Raw genomic sequence first — 14,466 nt, 5'->3', positions numbered from 1 at the left:
GCCCACACAAAACCGCCGCATGGCGGTTTTTTGTTAATATTAGAAAAATAAACATTATGATAAACATCCGCTGGGTAGAGACTAACTTACCCACTCAATATGAGCATTGCGCTGCATCGTTGCAGCAAATAAAGCAGTGGTCAGCAATTAAGTTGTTTTATCGCCAACATATGGCTTATTCCAGAGTATCGAGCAAAGAGTCTGTTGCGGTTATTTATCAAGAGGATGTTAAAGCACGCGATACGGCTAATCCGCAAGCGTTGCCACACAATGAGGTAAATTCAACTATCACCTCTGGTCGTGAAGGTTTGGAGTCTCGCGAAATCATTGCTGCTGTAAGAATTAAACATGTTGGTCAATATCAGCTGATCAGCGGCTTATTAGTGGCGCCGCACCTGCGGGGTAAAAAACTAGCGACTCAACTACTTCAATTTATTGCGCCCACATTAATACCGCAAAAGTGCTTCCTTTTTACCGATATCAGCTTGCAGGCGTTATATCAGCAACAACAATTTCAGTGGTTACAACCCGCTCATATAGCTCAAGTTCCTGCAGAGATAATGCAACTGTATCAGCGTTATCACAGTGAAAGCAGGCCGCTTATTATTATGCAGCTATCGTGAAACGGTAAACATGATGAGCATATAGCAGACGTTAGCAGTGATCAAAATGGGCACTTTCAACACACATAAACCCAACTTGTTGCATCGTCATTACAGGGATATTTAGACTCGTTAATGATGTCATTTCAATTCGTTCAATCTCAGTAAACAACACAATAGAAGCACAATAGGAGTTGGTTAACCCGCAAAATAGCCATGCATCATGCCAACGCACAAAATACCCTGTCTCCATTGAAGTATTGACAGGCGATATTGACATCTTAGCTTCAACGCATTGATAGGGTTCATTAATCTCAGACAACACTGCAACAACCAGCTTCATGTTATCAAAGGCCGACAGCGTCAGCACCAAATACGGTTCAAAAAGTGCGTTAAAACGAGTTGTCATCGGTGACCCTCTGCGGCATTGATTTAAGCAGCCGTGACACCGCACACGGCCACTGTATGGAACAACCGCTTACTTTTGTGTTTCAGTGATCAGCAATTGATAATCACGCTGCTCAAAACTAAAGCCTTCTAATATCTGCATAGCCGCTTTATTTTGGTGCGCAGCGAGTGAACGAGCATTATCGGCGGCAATATAGGTCACCATAAACGGATAACGGTCTTTTAAAAGCAATTTAAGTTCGTTAACCATCGCCTCAAATATACCATTACCTCGATATGATTTATTAATCCAAACTGGCCCATATTGGCAGGTATTGGTGGTCGATAAAGGACGTCCTTCAAAATCAGCAAATTTAATTCGTTGAATAATATTACGATACAATGGCTGAGAAGAAACAAAGACCCATTTCGCGGCAACAACATAACCGATAATGTCGCCTTGTTGTTCGGCAACCACTATCCAGTGCTGAATAATTAATTGCTTAACTTCGCTAATGGTTAACGAATGAGCATGTAAAATGCCGTTAGGGGTGGTTAGTTCGTCATCAACATGGGCACGTTCTAAGTGCGCGATGGCTTTGGCGTCGGTTAATACAGCTTTACGGACGATGAATGACAATGGTTATTCCTTTGAATTGAAAGAAGAAGGTTGTTTTTGTGCCCACTCGATAACCAGTGCAACAGGTAACGGCGACATAATTAACGTGCCAATCCCAATGAGCAAGGCAATCACTAACATGCCGCTCACTTGCTGGCCAAACTCTGTCTGCAGGTATAAATACACACCCACCAGCAACATAGCGATGCCAATAAAGTGTAAAATTTTGAGTAGTTTGATCATATGGTGTACCCGTAAACAGGTTAAATTATGTTAATTAAACCAATAATTAGGTCATTATCCCCCTAAATGCGCTGAACAAATAGTAGAATAATGGCTTTTGTTATTTTAGGAACATTAACAACATGATAAAGCCTATTCTTACTGCCGCCGTTTTACTTTTTGGCCTCAGTGCTTGTCAAAACCCACCATTACAACTCTCAAGCGATCAACTCATTGGCACATGGCATGTCGAAACTGTTCTCGATACGCCTGCTATTTACCACAGCCCAGCCAATATCGTGTTTGCTCAAGACGGACAACTCACTGGTAACAATAGCTGTAATCAATTTTTTGGCCAATATACTCAACAAGGTAATCTGTTACAGCTCACCACCGCTGGCGCCACGATGAAAGCATGTATCGATTCATTAATGGCGCAAGAAGCCGACTTAATGCAAGCAATATCATTGGTACAGCATGCAGGTTTTTCTAATGGGAAGCTCAATTTACTGGCTAAAAATGGTGATACTTTATTAGTGCTTAGCCGCTTAAATGACTTAGGCGAACCACCAAAAGCACTGTAATCGCCATATCGCGGTGATAATTGTTCATATAACCCGCAAGGTGTCAGCATTAAGTTCCACTCTTAATTTGAATTTTTATTCAAAAAATATGATTCTTTCTTGACTTAATAAGTGGATCTATTCAAAATGTGCAAGTTTTTTGAATAACAACTATAAGATGAAATATCATTATGCCAGCGACAAGAAATCAGGATGAGCTCGTTAAAACTTTTAAAGCGATTCTGAAAGAAGAGCGTTTTGGAAGCCAAAGTGAGATTGTTATTGCGCTTCAAGCCGAAGGATTCGGCAATATTAATCAATCAAAAGTATCTCGTATGCTTAGCAAGTTTGGCGCGGTACGTACGCGCAATGCTAAACAAGAAATGGTGTACTGTTTACCAGCAGAGCTAGGTGTACCAACAGCTGGCAGCCCACTAAAAAATCTAGTGCTAGATGTTGATCATAACCAAGCCATGATTGTGGTAAGAACCAGTCCTGGTGCTGCACAATTAATTGCTCGCTTACTCGACTCTATAGGTAAGCCCGAAGGTATTTTAGGCACTATCGCAGGTGATGATACCATTTTCATCTGCCCTGCCAGCATCAAAACAATTGATGACACCTTAGAAACCGTTAAATCTCTGTTTAACTACACAGAATAATAAAGCACTTAAACTGAATTTTAATTCTAGCATTAAGCAGAATTAAACAATGTTGAGATATAAAAAAGCAATGCCTCGGCATTGCTTTTTTATTGCCTAAAGATAAACCCTAAACAGCAGAGAACCGATTATGCGTCGTCAAACTGGGTTAAAAAGTCCAGAGAAGGAACAAAGAAAGACGACCCGGTTAAGGCTTTGGTAAACAGCATTAAATGGTCATGATTACCATGAGCATCACCGTGCACCATACTGCGTAACATTTTCTCAAAATGTTCTGGTGTTTTGCACACAGAAATGAACACTAATCCCTGCTCTTTTACCGAACCAAAAGGCATGCTCTGGCGCAAAATCTCTAATGAGTTACCTTGATCATCTTTTAAATTAACCCGCTTTGTATGGCTTGTTAACGGCTTATCTTCAGATTCATATTCAATATCGTCGACCTTAGTACGGCCATAAATATCTTCTTGTTTTTTTAGAGGTAATCTATGCCACTTGCTGAGGTTATGTTTGTATTTTTGTACATGCACATAACTACCTGAAGTGAACTCAGGATCTTCATTACCCACTAATGCGACTTGCTGACGATGACGTCCTTTCGGATTTTCGGTGCCATCGACAAAGCCAGTTAAATCACGGCTGTCCATAAAGCGGAAACCACGTTCTTCATCAACGAGTTCAACCAAATCTTCAAACATTTGGTTAATCTCATTGGCCACTAAATGCAAAATATCGTAGCGATCACAGCGGATATGCACAAAAATATCATACTCCATTGCAGGTGCGTCACGGTTACCTTCGTTCATCGCCGGAAACGGTTTTAACAATGCAGGGCGTGCTTGAGGATAAAAAGTATCCCAAAAGTTAGCGCCAATCCCCACAAAGCCATTAAAAGCACTGTCGGCATATTGGTCCGTGAGTTCGTATATGTATTGCGCCACATTAGCAATTGATGGGCGTAACTGCTCTTCAACACCATCAATAGCGTTAAACATCAAATACACACTGTGTAAATTCCCTTCTGCGCAAATTCCTAACTGTTCACGAGGCATAACTTGGTTACCCATATAAACTCATCCACCTTAATACTGTTTGTCGGCCTAAATGCATATTACTTAACAAATTGATGATATTAGATTTGTAATCATTAAGCCAAATCACTTTAGCCTAAATAACCACAAATTACTTGAAGTGCACTCACATTTAGATGATTAACTGCCATTCACAGTCAATTATCACCGCAGCAAGCAAATAACGACTAAGTTGAGCAATATGTTAATCAAGAAAAACCACCAGTGGGTGCTCGGCAACGGTAAGGCTGACTCGCTGGCCCGCTGCAAAACTCATGATTGGACTGCTCACTTCTATATAAATATCATTTAACTTAACTTGGTAATGACACACTGAGCCTAAAAACCGCCGATCGATGACTTCCCCGAGGCCCTTTGGATCGGCTTGCAGCATCATTTGTTGTGGCCTTAATAATAATTGCCCCTGCGCCCCAACAGCATGGCTTAACGCAGTAGAACTGGTTAGCACACCTAATGGACTCTGTACCTGATGACTGCTTAATAACGTAACGGGTAAATAATTTGTGGTACCCAAAAAGTCTGCGACGTAACGGCTATTGGGATTGGCATACAAGGTTTCTGCGGCGCCATGTTGAACGATATGCCCTTGCTCAAATAACGCGAGTTTATCGGCAAACACAAATGCTTCATCTTTACTGTGAGTCACAAACACCGCACTGACGTTACGCTGTTTTAATATTGCGCGGATTTCTAACATCATCTCATGCCTAACTTGTGCATCAATGTTAGAAAAAGGCTCATCAAGTAACATGAGTTCGGGTTGGTAAGCTAATGCACGCGCAATCGAAACTCGCTGTTGTTGCCCGCCAGAAAGCTCATGAGGATAACGCCCACCTAGCCCGGTTAACTTAACCAATTCGAGCATGTCCTCTAATCTTGTTTGGCGCTCAAGTTTATTTAAGCCTTTCACACCGAACAAAATATTATCGCCCACCGTTAAATGCGGAAAAAGCGCATAATCTTGAAAAATCATTCCAACACCGCGCTGTTCACTGGCAATGAAAATACCTTCACCACTGAGCACTTCACCGTTAATTTTTATACTGCCCTGGCTAATTCCCTGCAAACCAGCGATGGCTTTCAATAGCGTGGTTTTACCGCAACCGCTTGGGCCTAACAAGGCAACAATTTCACCTTGTTGTAGGGTTAAATTTAACTGATGTAATATCACCTGACCTTGATAGTCACTGGTGACATTACTGATAGATAAAGTCGACATATTAGTGGGACTGCTCCAACGAACGATTTAAATAAATCAATGGGATTAACCCGACAATAACAATCACAATGGCCGCTAATGCACCATGTTCTAGCTTTTCATCCGAGACAAATTGAAACACATACGTAGCCAGGTTTTCGAAGCCTATTGGGCGTAGTAATAATGCTGCGGGTAGCTCTTTCATGCTTTCAATAAACACCAATAACGCACCGGCAAACATGCCTTTGCGTAATAACGGCAAGTGCACACGCCGCAATAATTGCATCGGCGATTGCCCCAACGTAATGCTCGCCATGTCCAATGAAGGTGAAATACGCTTGTAACTGTTTTCTAAGCTGCCAATCGCGATGGCGACAAAGCGTACACAAAAAGCAAAGATCAGCGTAAATACACTGCCAGTAAATAATAACCCAGGGCCTTGAGCGCCAAACCATTCCATTACATCATTAATGGCAAAATCGATATACGTCAGTGGTACCAATACACCAATGGCTAAAACGGTTCCGGGTAATGCATAACCAGTACTGCTGAGGCGTGAGGCTAAATGATCACTTGAACGTGGGCTTACACGCCTTAAAAACATTAATATTACCGCTAACACCACACACACGGCACTGACGACAGCGGCAATATACAAACTGTTTAAACTGTATTGCCAAAAACGTACATCCCAACTCTCGGCAAAGTAATCAATGGCATAACCGCATAACACGGCAAACGGTAATAAAAATGAGAGGGTTAATAAGCTTAAACAGTAGCCCCATGCAGTCCAAGCTTTTACTGAAGTTAAACGATACCTGTCGGACTCATCTAATCTCGCTTGTTTTTGAAATAGCTGTTGTTTACGCCGAGCAAAACGCTCTACACCCACCATGCTAAATACCACTAATAACATGATTGCAGAGAGTTTAGCTGCCGCGGTTAAACTGCCATAACCTAGCCAGGTGTCGTACACCGCCGTGGTTAATGTCGGTACCGCAAAATAGCTGACAGTGGCAAAGTCAGCGGCGGTTTCCATGGCAACTAATGCAACGCCAACCGCTAAAGCAGGCCTTGCCATAGGTAAAGCTAGCCGCCAAAAACTACGCCAAGGTCCACAGCCCATAACTTTAGACGCGTGCAGCAAGTTCGATGATTGCTCCATAAATGCGGTGCGGGCTAACAAGTAAATATACGGAAATAACACCAGCGACAATACAATGGCTGCGCCGCCAATACCGCGAATGGCAGGGAAATAATAATCATGAGGCGTTTGCCACTCAAACCAAGCCCTCAATGCACGTTGCACGGGGCCCGCGTAATCAAGCATATCTGTATAAACATAGGCGACAATGTATGCAGGCATGGCTAAAGGTAATAATAACAACCATTGAAAATAACGTCTGCCAGGAAACTCACAACGAGCAATAAACCACGCAGCAGGTAAAGCAATGATTAGTGAGCCTAAGCCTACTAACAACATTAATATTAGGCTATTGAAAATATAGGTGGGTAATACGGTATTAAACAGATGAGAGAATACCGCTTCGTCTGGCAATGTTGCCTGTACGATTAATGCTAAAAGTGGTAACAGTAATATTGCTGTTATCACATAACCAGTAAGCGACCAGCTTCTGGTTAACCCTAAAATCATAACGTTTACCGAATTAATTACGGCACACTATTAACGGGTAATAATATGCCGACATTGTTGTTATCTGAAATTTTCCCTATAACTCAGTTACAGATCAAATTTAACTTCATCAAGCAACCTAACCGCAGCTTGATGATGTTCAGCGAGTTTATAAATAGGCAATGAGTCGGCTTTAAAATCACCCCAAGATGCCACAAGTTTAGACGGTGGTACATCTGCTTTAACTGGGTATTCCATGTTGACTTCGGCATACATTCCTTGGGCAACATTTGAAGTTAAAAACTCCATTAACTTAACTGCATTGTCTTTATGAGGCGCGTGTTTTGCTAATGCCATACCTGATACGTTGATATGCGCACCACGGTTTTGCTGATTAGGGAAATTAATGTTAACGGCCTCTGCCCAGCTCTTTTGGTTTTTATCCATCAACATATTACCGAAGTAGTAGCTGTTACCGATGGCGATATCACACAAACCTTCTTTAACCGCTAACACTTGGTCACGATCATTGCCTTGTGGCTTACGCGCAAGGTTGGCTTTTACGCCTTCTAGCCAGGTTTTGGTTTGCGCTTCCCCATCATGGGCAATCATCGAGGCCACTAAGGCGACATTGTAAGGATGTTTACCACTGCGAGTACAGATTTTACCTTTGTATTGTGCAGAAGCTAAGTCTTCATAATTAATATCAATCTTACCAGTGCGCTCTTTTGAAGAGTAAACGTTACGTACGCGCATGGTTAAGGCAACCCAATCGTTTTTCGGCGAACGATATTGAGCAGGAATATTGTCATTAATGACAGGGCTATTGACAGGGCTAACCAGATCTTTCTCAACCAACTCCATCAAGCGAGAAAAGTCAGATGTGAGTACCACATCAGCAGGCGATAAACGGCCTTCGCGGGCAATACGTTCAGCAATACCGTCTTTGGCAAACACCACGTTAACCTTAATGCCTGTTTGCTCAGTAAACTGCGCTAAGATTGGCTCAACTAAAAATGCTTGGCGATACGAATAAACGGTTAGTGGTTCAGCAGCACTGACCGAAAAAGCCATTCCGGCTAACCCTAACAATGCGACGTTATTAAGCAATTTCATTGTGGCACTCTCCTGTGATCAAGCTTTAATAAGCCCTTTAGAATGTAAGTGATAATAATTATCAATTGCATACATAATAAATAAACGTCACATATTGAGCAAGTGCTGTTTGATTTTTTCGTATTTTAAGTCAACAGAATGTAAACAGCGTAGCCTCTGCACCAGTTTCAATTGGTCAAAATTGCAAGTTACCAATATTTCTCAACGGTAATCTGCCCAGGTGCTCTTCGTAAGTTCTTAGTGAGACCTTTATCCATTAACGCAGTTTGTGCATCACTGATCATCCCTGGATTGCCACAAATCATCACTTGGGAATGTTCGGCATTAATGCCTAAACCGGCTTTTTGTTCAATCAAACCACTGCTCAGGCCGTCAGGGATCCGGCAAGATAATCCGTCAGGAAATGCTTCGCGAGTCACAATGGGAATAAAGACAAATTGTTGCGGGTGTGTTGCTTGAAGCTGCTTAATGGTGTCTAGATAAGCTAAATCTTCAGCTAGCCTGACGCCATAAACAAGCACCACTTTCTCAAACCGTTGCCAAGGCGCTTGTGTGCCTAGCATTGAAATAAACGGTCCTACGGCTGTGCCAGTCGACAAAAACCATAAGTGTTTACCTTGTAATGCGCCTTGGGGAATTTCATCTAAGGTCATAAATCCGGTGGCTTTAGGGGTTATCTCTATGGTGTCGCCTGGGCTGAGGTTTTGTAAATCTGGCGATAACTGACCATCTTCTACTGCCACCGCCAGCACTTCAACATAATCGGTGCCGGGTGGGTTAACGAGGGAGTAAGCCCGGGCGACGCGCTTGTCATCGCGTATTTGACTTAACTTAATAAATTGCCCTGCAATAAAGGGCTCAATATCAGCTTTAATACGCAAAGAAAATAATTTGTCATTCCAGTCTATGCGTTTAATGACGGTACCGTTAATCCACATGGCGATTATCCTTTGAGATTGGTATGAATAATAATACCAATCTATACAGATATTTGCTGAATGAACAGTCTAAGCGTGTTTAGGATATAAAACTCAACCTCTTGAAGAGGGCGAAAATGTCATTGCGTAAGCTTAAGCCTCTTTTGCTTCTGCTTTAGCAGCGTTAGCATCTAGCCTGTCTTGTGCAAATTGAGCCAGTTTTTGCTGGATCAATTCATACGTTTGATCAACACCTTCGGCAATGTCACCTTGCAATACTTTGAGCCCAGACAAAATATCACTGGCTTCTTTAAAGCCTTGATCGATGGCGTCGCCAATTTTCACCATAAAGCTACTAACTTGGTCATCAAACCCCATTGATTGATTTTGTTGCTGATGGGTAGCAAAAAACTTTGTCGCAAAACTCACGATGCGGTCGGCGGTGGCTTCAGGTGAATAATCAATGCCTTCTTCGGCATTTTTTTGTACCGAATTTTCGCCTAGGGTCGGTGCGAGCTCTTCGTTAATGGCTTCAATAGCTGCGCGATAAAGCAGTGCCATCGACTTATCACCCGCGGCAATGCTCACTTCTTCTTGCGCAGCTAAAATCGAATTATTCATCATTTGACGGCTAATTTGATTGTTAGTCATTTTAGGCTCAGCGGTGGCGTTTTTTGTTGCTTGTTGGCTGGCTGTCGTCTGATTGTTAGTTTGATTGTTAGTCTGCGAGTTCACACTCGCGTTATTGGTGCTTTTAATATCCATAATCTTGACTCACTTACAATGGCAGATAGCTTAATTATCGACCAAAAAATTTATTTCTGAAGTCATCGTTGTCATATTTTCACATCATTTTCGTCGAGTAACGTTAGCCTACTGATTAGTATCATCAATTTAACTTGCTCAAAGACATGTCTGCTAATATGGTAATAAAAATATTTGTTAAACAAGGACAGCATCATGCCGCAACAACATTGGTTTATGTGGGGAATAGACATTTTCTCAGGTCTATTTTTGGTGCTGTTTTGGCTATTATTGATTGCAGTGGTTTATATGTATATCGCAGATAAACTACAAACTAAACAGGCAATTAGGCATAATTACCCTGTGATTGGTCGCTTTCGGTATTTATTTGAAAAACAAGGCGAGTTTTTTAGACAATACTTTTTCTCTCAAGACCGTGAAGAACTGCCATTTAATCGTGCTGAACGTAGCTGGGTTTATCGTGCCGCCAAAAATGTTGATCGCACCATCGCATTTGGCTCAACCCAAGTATTAGATAAGCCTGGCACTGTGATGTTTATGAACTCAGCCTTTCCTATCAGTGATCATGACCAACATAACACCGTCGCAGTAATCTTAGGACCAGACTGTCAGCATCCATATAGCACTAACAAAATTTGCCATATATCAGCAATGAGCTTCGGCGCCTTGTCTCGCCCTGCAATAACGGCATTGTCGCATGGCGCCGCGCAAGCGGGTTGTTGGTTAAACACCGGTGAAGGTGGATTGAGCCCGCACCATTTAAAAGGTCATTGTGATTTAGTCTTTCAAATCGGTACGGCTAAATATGGGGTGCGCAACGAACAAGGTCATTTAGATCCTAAAAAGCTCGCCGAGGTAGCCGCTCATCCTGAAGTGAAAATGTTCGAGATTAAATTAAGCCAAGGCGCTAAACCTGGCAAAGGCGGCATTTTACCCGCTATTAAAGTTACCGAAGAAATAGCAGCAATAAGAGGCATACCTGTCGGTCAAGATTCTATTAGTCCAAATGGTCATATCGAATTTACCTGCGTGGCCGATATTCTTGACATGATTAATCAAGTACGTGACATCACCGGTAAACCAACAGGGATTAAAGCCGTATTAGGTGATATCACTTGGGTGAACGATTTATGTGATGAAATTGAACGGCGTGGTATGGGATCTGCGCCTGACTTTTTTACCCTCGACAGTTCAGACGGTGGCACTGGCGCAGCACCTCAGGCATTAATGGATAATGTAGGCTTACCCCTAAAACAAAGTTTGCCTTTATTGGTCGATTTACTCAATGAACGCGGTTTAAAGCAGCGGATCAAAATTATCGCCACGGGTAAATTAGTCATGCCATCTTATGTTGCATGGGCTTTAGCAACGGGAGCTGACTTTATAGCCTCCGCCAGAGGCAATATGTTTGCTTTAGGGTGTATTCAATCACTACAGTGCAATAAAGACACCTGCCCTACCGGCATCACCACCCACAATACACGCTTACAGCAAGGGTTAGACCCTAAAGACAAGTCTGCGCGAGTCGCTAATTATAATCATTTTCTGCATTATGATTTAACGATGATAGCCCATTCATGTGGCGTTACCGATCCAAGACATCTTACCCGTCACCATGCCCGCATTGTGCAAACCACGGGCGTTGCCGTGACACTCGACAAACATTATCGACACATGCAATAGATCGGCTATTAGACTAATTAGGTAGTACTGATATATCTTTTTTTATACAGCATGGCTTTGCTGAAAATACGAATAGGGTGTAGAATAGAAGTTGATATTGATCACATTAATCTAGGTTGATGTGATTTAGGAACACTTGTAAGCCAAGGATCATATGTTGAAAGTTGCAGCGGAAAATATACCTGTTAACGAAAAAAGCTTGAGTGCTAGCTGTAAAAACTGCGATCGCATGATTGAGATCGAAGGTGAACTTGTGTGCTTTGAACACGGTAAGATTAAGCGTTTAGTTCTCGACACCTCTCCAAAATCTTTGGTCAAAATGGTGTGTATCGGTTGGCGTAAAAAATAGCCTTTTTATATCAGCAATGCCTACTTTAGCGATATTATTCAGTTAATAGGCATATCACACTTACCCAATCACATTTCTTATCCCAGTATCATCTTTTCATTAATCTCTATATCTAAATGAGTATCAATTCAGTTGAATTATTTTAGGTTAAGTAAGATATGAGTCAAACATATTGGGGATTAAGATAGGCACGAAATGTCGTCTTTGCTGTCTATATTTCTACTTTACAATATTCTCGTTTTGCTGTTTTTCAACAGCCTTAGCTAACGTCAGCCCACGAGTAGTAACGCGTAACCCTGCACACAAATCATTGTACACAATCTCAATAGCGTCATCTGACATATTTCGCGTTTTCAGCATGGCCATAATCGCAAACCAATCTGTTGTCACTTGATGCCGGGTGCCTTCAAGCGCCGCTATCAACGCAATATTATGCACAAGTCACCTCCACACATCATTTTGCACCTTAATTTAAAAACTAATTGATTAATAAGATATTTAGAAAACAAAGCAGTATATCGCAAATAAGTTATATCATTGATATTGGGTATCCCCAATCAAGCTAAAAAATGCATGATTCAGAGCATCTTCAAGCTAATTGGCTATAAGGGTAACTGCGTTAATCTTTGTCGTCAAAACAAACATTCATTATAAATGTAACAATACTCATCTATCGCCAATAAAGTTCAATCACGAGAATACAGCACTCATAATCGTGCTGACCCCGTTAACCCTTTTCATTAATTTGCCTGCAACTCATTTTGTTCATGTTGAATATGCCATAAACGTGAATACAAGCCTTGTTGCGCTAATAAACTACTATGAGTGCCGTGCTCAACGATACATCCTTTGCTGAGCACCACGATTTGATCCGCATCGATAATGGTCGACAAACGGTGCGCTACGACTAAACTCGTGTGGCCTTTAGCGGCATCACGTAATGCACTTAATATTGCTTGCTCTGAACGAGAGTCTAATGATGATGTAGCCTCATCAAACACTAAAATAGGCGCGCCTTTTAACACTGCCCGCGCAATAGCGACGCGCTGTTTTTCACCACCCGACAGCTTTAAACCTCGCTCTCCAACTTTGGTGTCACCTTTATCCGGGAGTGATTCAATAAAGTCGCTTAAATGGGCTAGCTGAGTCGCTTGCTTAATGTCCTCTTCTGTCGCGTCTGGGCGACCATAACGAATATTCTCATAGATTGAATCGTTAAATAACACAGTATCTTGTGGCACCACAGCAATGGCTTTACGCAATGCGAGTTGAGTCAAATCACGTATATCGACACCATCGATGGTAATTGCACCACTTTTTACATCATAAAAACGGAACAGAAGCTTAATAATGGTCGACTTGCCAGCCCCACTGTCGCCGACGACAGCAATTTTTTTACCTGCGGGGACATCAAAACTCACCTGCTTTAAAATAGACCGTTGATCATATTGAAAACTAACATCATTGAATTTTATGGCACCAATACTTGGACTTAGTGGTGAAGCGTTATCTTGATCTTCTACTTGCGGTACATTAGCCATAATATCAAACATACGTTCGATATTGGCTAATGCGCCACGGATTTCACGGTATACAAAACCTAAAAAATTAAGCGGAATAAACAACTGCATCATAAAGGCATTAATCAATACAAAATCACCAATGGTCATCACATCCATTGCGACTTGGTGTGCTGCTAATGCCATCATTGCGGTCATTGCTATAGCAATAATCAATGCCTGGCCACCATTAAGAGCCAATAACGATAAGCGGTTTTTACGCTTAGCAACTTCCCATTGGGCTAGCGCATCATCATAACGCTGTGATTCGTAGTGTTCGTTATTAAAATATTTTACCGTTTCATAATTCAACAAGCTGTCTATCGCACGGGTATTAGCAAGTGAGTCAGCTTTTGCTGCATCGCGCACATATTCGGTGCGCCACTCAGTTGCTCTTATCGAATAGCCAATATAAATAATCACTGAAACTAAGGTGATGAGTGCAAAGTTAATACCGTAATTAAAAAAGAAAATGCCGATAACTAACGTAATCTCGAGCAACGTAGGCACAATATTAAACACCATAAAGCGCATTAAAAAGCTCACACCACTCGTGCCTCGCTCAATATCGCGAGACAAACCACCGGTACGGCGATCAAGATGAAAATCGAGATCTAAGCGATGCAAATGATCAAACACAGTCAGCCCTAAACGACGAATAGCGCGTTCTGTCACCCGGCCAAATAAGGTGTCGCGCACCTCACCAATAATCACGTTTAAAAAACGAATAGCACCATATGCGACAACCAAACCAAACGGCACTGCTAAGACCTGTGCTGTACTTGACTTATCTAAGGTGTCGACAAGATCTTTCAGAATAAACGGTAAGCCTACGCTCGCAATTTTAGCAATAACTAAACACAACATGGCCAATAGCACGCGGCCTTTAAACTCAATGAGATACGGCCATAATAATCGTAAAACATGCCAGTTTAGTTTCCCTACTGGGCCTTCAAAATACGCAGAAGGTCTCATCGTGACTCCAATGTTAGGCCGCTTAACGTGGCAATGTGTTCATGAGGTTTATCAATATTGTCTTATTATAAAGCATTTTCTTATCAGACTTGCGTCACATTCTACTTGATTAAACACGAAGGTAT

General features: G+C 41.9%; 16 protein-coding genes. 5 read left to right on the top strand and 11 right to left on the bottom strand.

Annotation, left to right across the window (positions count from 1 at the left end):
• The first annotated feature begins 56 nt into the window (after window positions 1-56).
• Entirely contained in the window at window positions 57-623 is a 567-nt protein-coding gene (locus AC19MV_RS15805) for a GNAT family N-acetyltransferase (protein WP_498308746.1), read from the top strand.
• A gap of 31 nt (window positions 624-654) precedes the next feature.
• Here AC19MV_RS15805 and AC19MV_RS15800 read toward each other — a convergent pair whose 3' ends face one another.
• The 3 genes from AC19MV_RS15800 to AC19MV_RS15790 all read right to left on the bottom strand — a co-directional run bounded on the left by AC19MV_RS15800 (window position 655) and on the right by AC19MV_RS15790 (window position 1,851).
• Window positions 655-1,011 (bottom strand): hypothetical protein, encoded by a 357-nt coding sequence (locus AC19MV_RS15800; protein ID WP_498308745.1) that lies wholly within the window; start codon window positions 1,009-1,011, stop codon window positions 655-657.
• A gap of 69 nt (window positions 1,012-1,080) precedes the next feature.
• A complete protein-coding gene (locus AC19MV_RS15795; RefSeq protein WP_432402470.1) occupies window positions 1,081-1,629 on the bottom strand; it encodes a GNAT family N-acetyltransferase in 549 nt (182 codons plus the stop codon).
• Window positions 1,630-1,632: 3 nt separating this feature from the next.
• Window positions 1,633-1,851, bottom strand: coding sequence for a hypothetical protein (locus AC19MV_RS15790; RefSeq protein ID WP_432402472.1), 219 nt, complete (start codon window positions 1,849-1,851; stop codon window positions 1,633-1,635).
• A 122-nt stretch (window positions 1,852-1,973) separates the two neighbouring features.
• Here AC19MV_RS15790 and AC19MV_RS15785 point away from each other — a divergent pair, with 122 nt between their 5' ends.
• Together AC19MV_RS15785 and argR are read left to right on the top strand one after the other, a co-directional pair.
• On the top strand, window positions 1,974-2,414 hold the full coding sequence (locus AC19MV_RS15785) for an META domain-containing protein (RefSeq protein WP_498308743.1): 441 nt from the start codon (window positions 1,974-1,976) through the stop codon (window positions 2,412-2,414).
• Window positions 2,415-2,584: 170 nt separating this feature from the next.
• Entirely contained in the window at window positions 2,585-3,055 is a 471-nt protein-coding gene (argR, locus tag AC19MV_RS15780; protein WP_432402476.1) for a transcriptional regulator ArgR, read from the top strand.
• Window positions 3,056-3,183: 128 nt separating this feature from the next.
• Here argR and AC19MV_RS15775 read toward each other — a convergent pair whose 3' ends face one another.
• The 6 genes from AC19MV_RS15775 to AC19MV_RS15750 all read right to left on the bottom strand — a co-directional run bounded on the left by AC19MV_RS15775 (window position 3,184) and on the right by AC19MV_RS15750 (window position 9,775).
• Window positions 3,184-4,122, bottom strand: a complete 939-nt coding sequence (locus AC19MV_RS15775; RefSeq protein ID WP_432402478.1) for a Dyp-type peroxidase — start codon at window positions 4,120-4,122, stop codon at window positions 3,184-3,186.
• Between the two features lie 208 nt (window positions 4,123-4,330).
• Window positions 4,331-5,365, bottom strand: a complete 1,035-nt coding sequence (locus tag AC19MV_RS15770) for an ABC transporter ATP-binding protein (protein ID WP_498308741.1) — start codon at window positions 5,363-5,365, stop codon at window positions 4,331-4,333.
• A 1-nt stretch (window position 5,366) separates the two neighbouring features.
• The gene (locus AC19MV_RS15765; RefSeq protein ID WP_498308740.1) at window positions 5,367-6,998 is read right to left on the bottom strand and encodes an ABC transporter permease; all 1,632 of its coding nucleotides are present in this window, start codon (window positions 6,996-6,998) and stop codon (window positions 5,367-5,369) included.
• An 87-nt stretch (window positions 6,999-7,085) separates the two neighbouring features.
• The gene (locus AC19MV_RS15760; protein WP_498308739.1) at window positions 7,086-8,093 is read right to left on the bottom strand and encodes a Fe(3+) ABC transporter substrate-binding protein; all 1,008 of its coding nucleotides are present in this window, start codon (window positions 8,091-8,093) and stop codon (window positions 7,086-7,088) included.
• 188 nt (window positions 8,094-8,281) lie between these two features.
• Entirely contained in the window at window positions 8,282-9,031 is a 750-nt protein-coding gene (locus AC19MV_RS15755; protein ID WP_498308737.1) for a ferredoxin--NADP reductase, read from the bottom strand.
• Window positions 9,032-9,163: 132 nt separating this feature from the next.
• Window positions 9,164-9,775, bottom strand: a complete 612-nt coding sequence (locus tag AC19MV_RS15750) for a DUF5610 domain-containing protein (RefSeq protein ID WP_498299197.1) — start codon at window positions 9,773-9,775, stop codon at window positions 9,164-9,166.
• 195 nt (window positions 9,776-9,970) lie between these two features.
• Between AC19MV_RS15750 and AC19MV_RS15745 the strand changes: the two genes are divergently transcribed.
• Together AC19MV_RS15745 and AC19MV_RS15740 are read left to right on the top strand one after the other, a co-directional pair.
• Window positions 9,971-11,458 carry an FMN-binding glutamate synthase family protein gene (locus AC19MV_RS15745; protein ID WP_498308735.1) on the top strand — a complete coding sequence of 496 codons (1,488 nt, stop codon included), beginning with the start codon at window positions 9,971-9,973 and terminating at the stop codon, window positions 11,456-11,458.
• Between the two features lie 154 nt (window positions 11,459-11,612).
• Window positions 11,613-11,807 (top strand): hypothetical protein, encoded by a 195-nt coding sequence (locus AC19MV_RS15740; RefSeq protein ID WP_498308734.1) that lies wholly within the window; start codon window positions 11,613-11,615, stop codon window positions 11,805-11,807.
• A gap of 219 nt (window positions 11,808-12,026) precedes the next feature.
• Here AC19MV_RS15740 and AC19MV_RS15735 read toward each other — a convergent pair whose 3' ends face one another.
• Window positions 12,027-12,245, bottom strand: a complete 219-nt coding sequence (locus AC19MV_RS15735) for a hypothetical protein (RefSeq protein ID WP_188958389.1) — start codon at window positions 12,243-12,245, stop codon at window positions 12,027-12,029.
• A 302-nt stretch (window positions 12,246-12,547) separates the two neighbouring features.
• Complete coding sequence (locus tag AC19MV_RS15730) at window positions 12,548-14,341, bottom strand: ABCB family ABC transporter ATP-binding protein/permease (RefSeq protein ID WP_498308733.1); 1,794 nt, start codon at window positions 14,339-14,341, stop codon at window positions 12,548-12,550.
• Window positions 14,342-14,466: the final 125 nt, after the last annotated feature.

It is taken from the genome of Shewanella sp. MF05913 (genome assembly GCF_059758095.1).
The sequence above is the reverse complement of the archived record's forward strand: the minus strand, read 5'-3'. Positions and strand labels throughout refer to the sequence as shown.

What these genes read in the sequence shown, in the direction of transcription:
- AC19MV_RS15805 (WP_498308746.1), top strand. Translation starts at nt 57, where the DNA reads ATGATAAACATCCGCTGGGTAGAGACTAACTTACCCACTCAATATGAG.
- AC19MV_RS15800 (WP_498308745.1), bottom strand. Translation starts at nt 1,011, where the DNA reads ATGACAACTCGTTTTAACGCACTTTTTGAACCGTATTTGGTGCTGACG.
- AC19MV_RS15790 (WP_432402472.1), bottom strand. Translation starts at nt 1,851, where the DNA reads ATGATCAAACTACTCAAAATTTTACACTTTATTGGCATCGCTATGTTG.
- AC19MV_RS15785 (WP_498308743.1), top strand. Translation starts at nt 1,974, where the DNA reads ATGATAAAGCCTATTCTTACTGCCGCCGTTTTACTTTTTGGCCTCAGT.
- argR (WP_432402476.1), top strand. Translation starts at nt 2,585, where the DNA reads ATGCCAGCGACAAGAAATCAGGATGAGCTCGTTAAAACTTTTAAAGCG.
- AC19MV_RS15775 (WP_432402478.1), bottom strand. Translation starts at nt 4,122, where the DNA reads ATGGGTAACCAAGTTATGCCTCGTGAACAGTTAGGAATTTGCGCAGAA.
- AC19MV_RS15770 (WP_498308741.1), bottom strand. Translation starts at nt 5,365, where the DNA reads ATGTCGACTTTATCTATCAGTAATGTCACCAGTGACTATCAAGGTCAG.
- AC19MV_RS15765 (WP_498308740.1), bottom strand. Translation starts at nt 6,998, where the DNA reads ATGATTTTAGGGTTAACCAGAAGCTGGTCGCTTACTGGTTATGTGATA.
- AC19MV_RS15760 (WP_498308739.1), bottom strand. Translation starts at nt 8,093, where the DNA reads ATGAAATTGCTTAATAACGTCGCATTGTTAGGGTTAGCCGGAATGGCT.
- AC19MV_RS15755 (WP_498308737.1), bottom strand. Translation starts at nt 9,031, where the DNA reads ATGTGGATTAACGGTACCGTCATTAAACGCATAGACTGGAATGACAAA.
- AC19MV_RS15750 (WP_498299197.1), bottom strand. Translation starts at nt 9,775, where the DNA reads ATGGATATTAAAAGCACCAATAACGCGAGTGTGAACTCGCAGACTAAC.
- AC19MV_RS15745 (WP_498308735.1), top strand. Translation starts at nt 9,971, where the DNA reads ATGCCGCAACAACATTGGTTTATGTGGGGAATAGACATTTTCTCAGGT.
- AC19MV_RS15740 (WP_498308734.1), top strand. Translation starts at nt 11,613, where the DNA reads ATGTTGAAAGTTGCAGCGGAAAATATACCTGTTAACGAAAAAAGCTTG.
- AC19MV_RS15730 (WP_498308733.1), bottom strand. Translation starts at nt 14,341, where the DNA reads ATGAGACCTTCTGCGTATTTTGAAGGCCCAGTAGGGAAACTAAACTGG.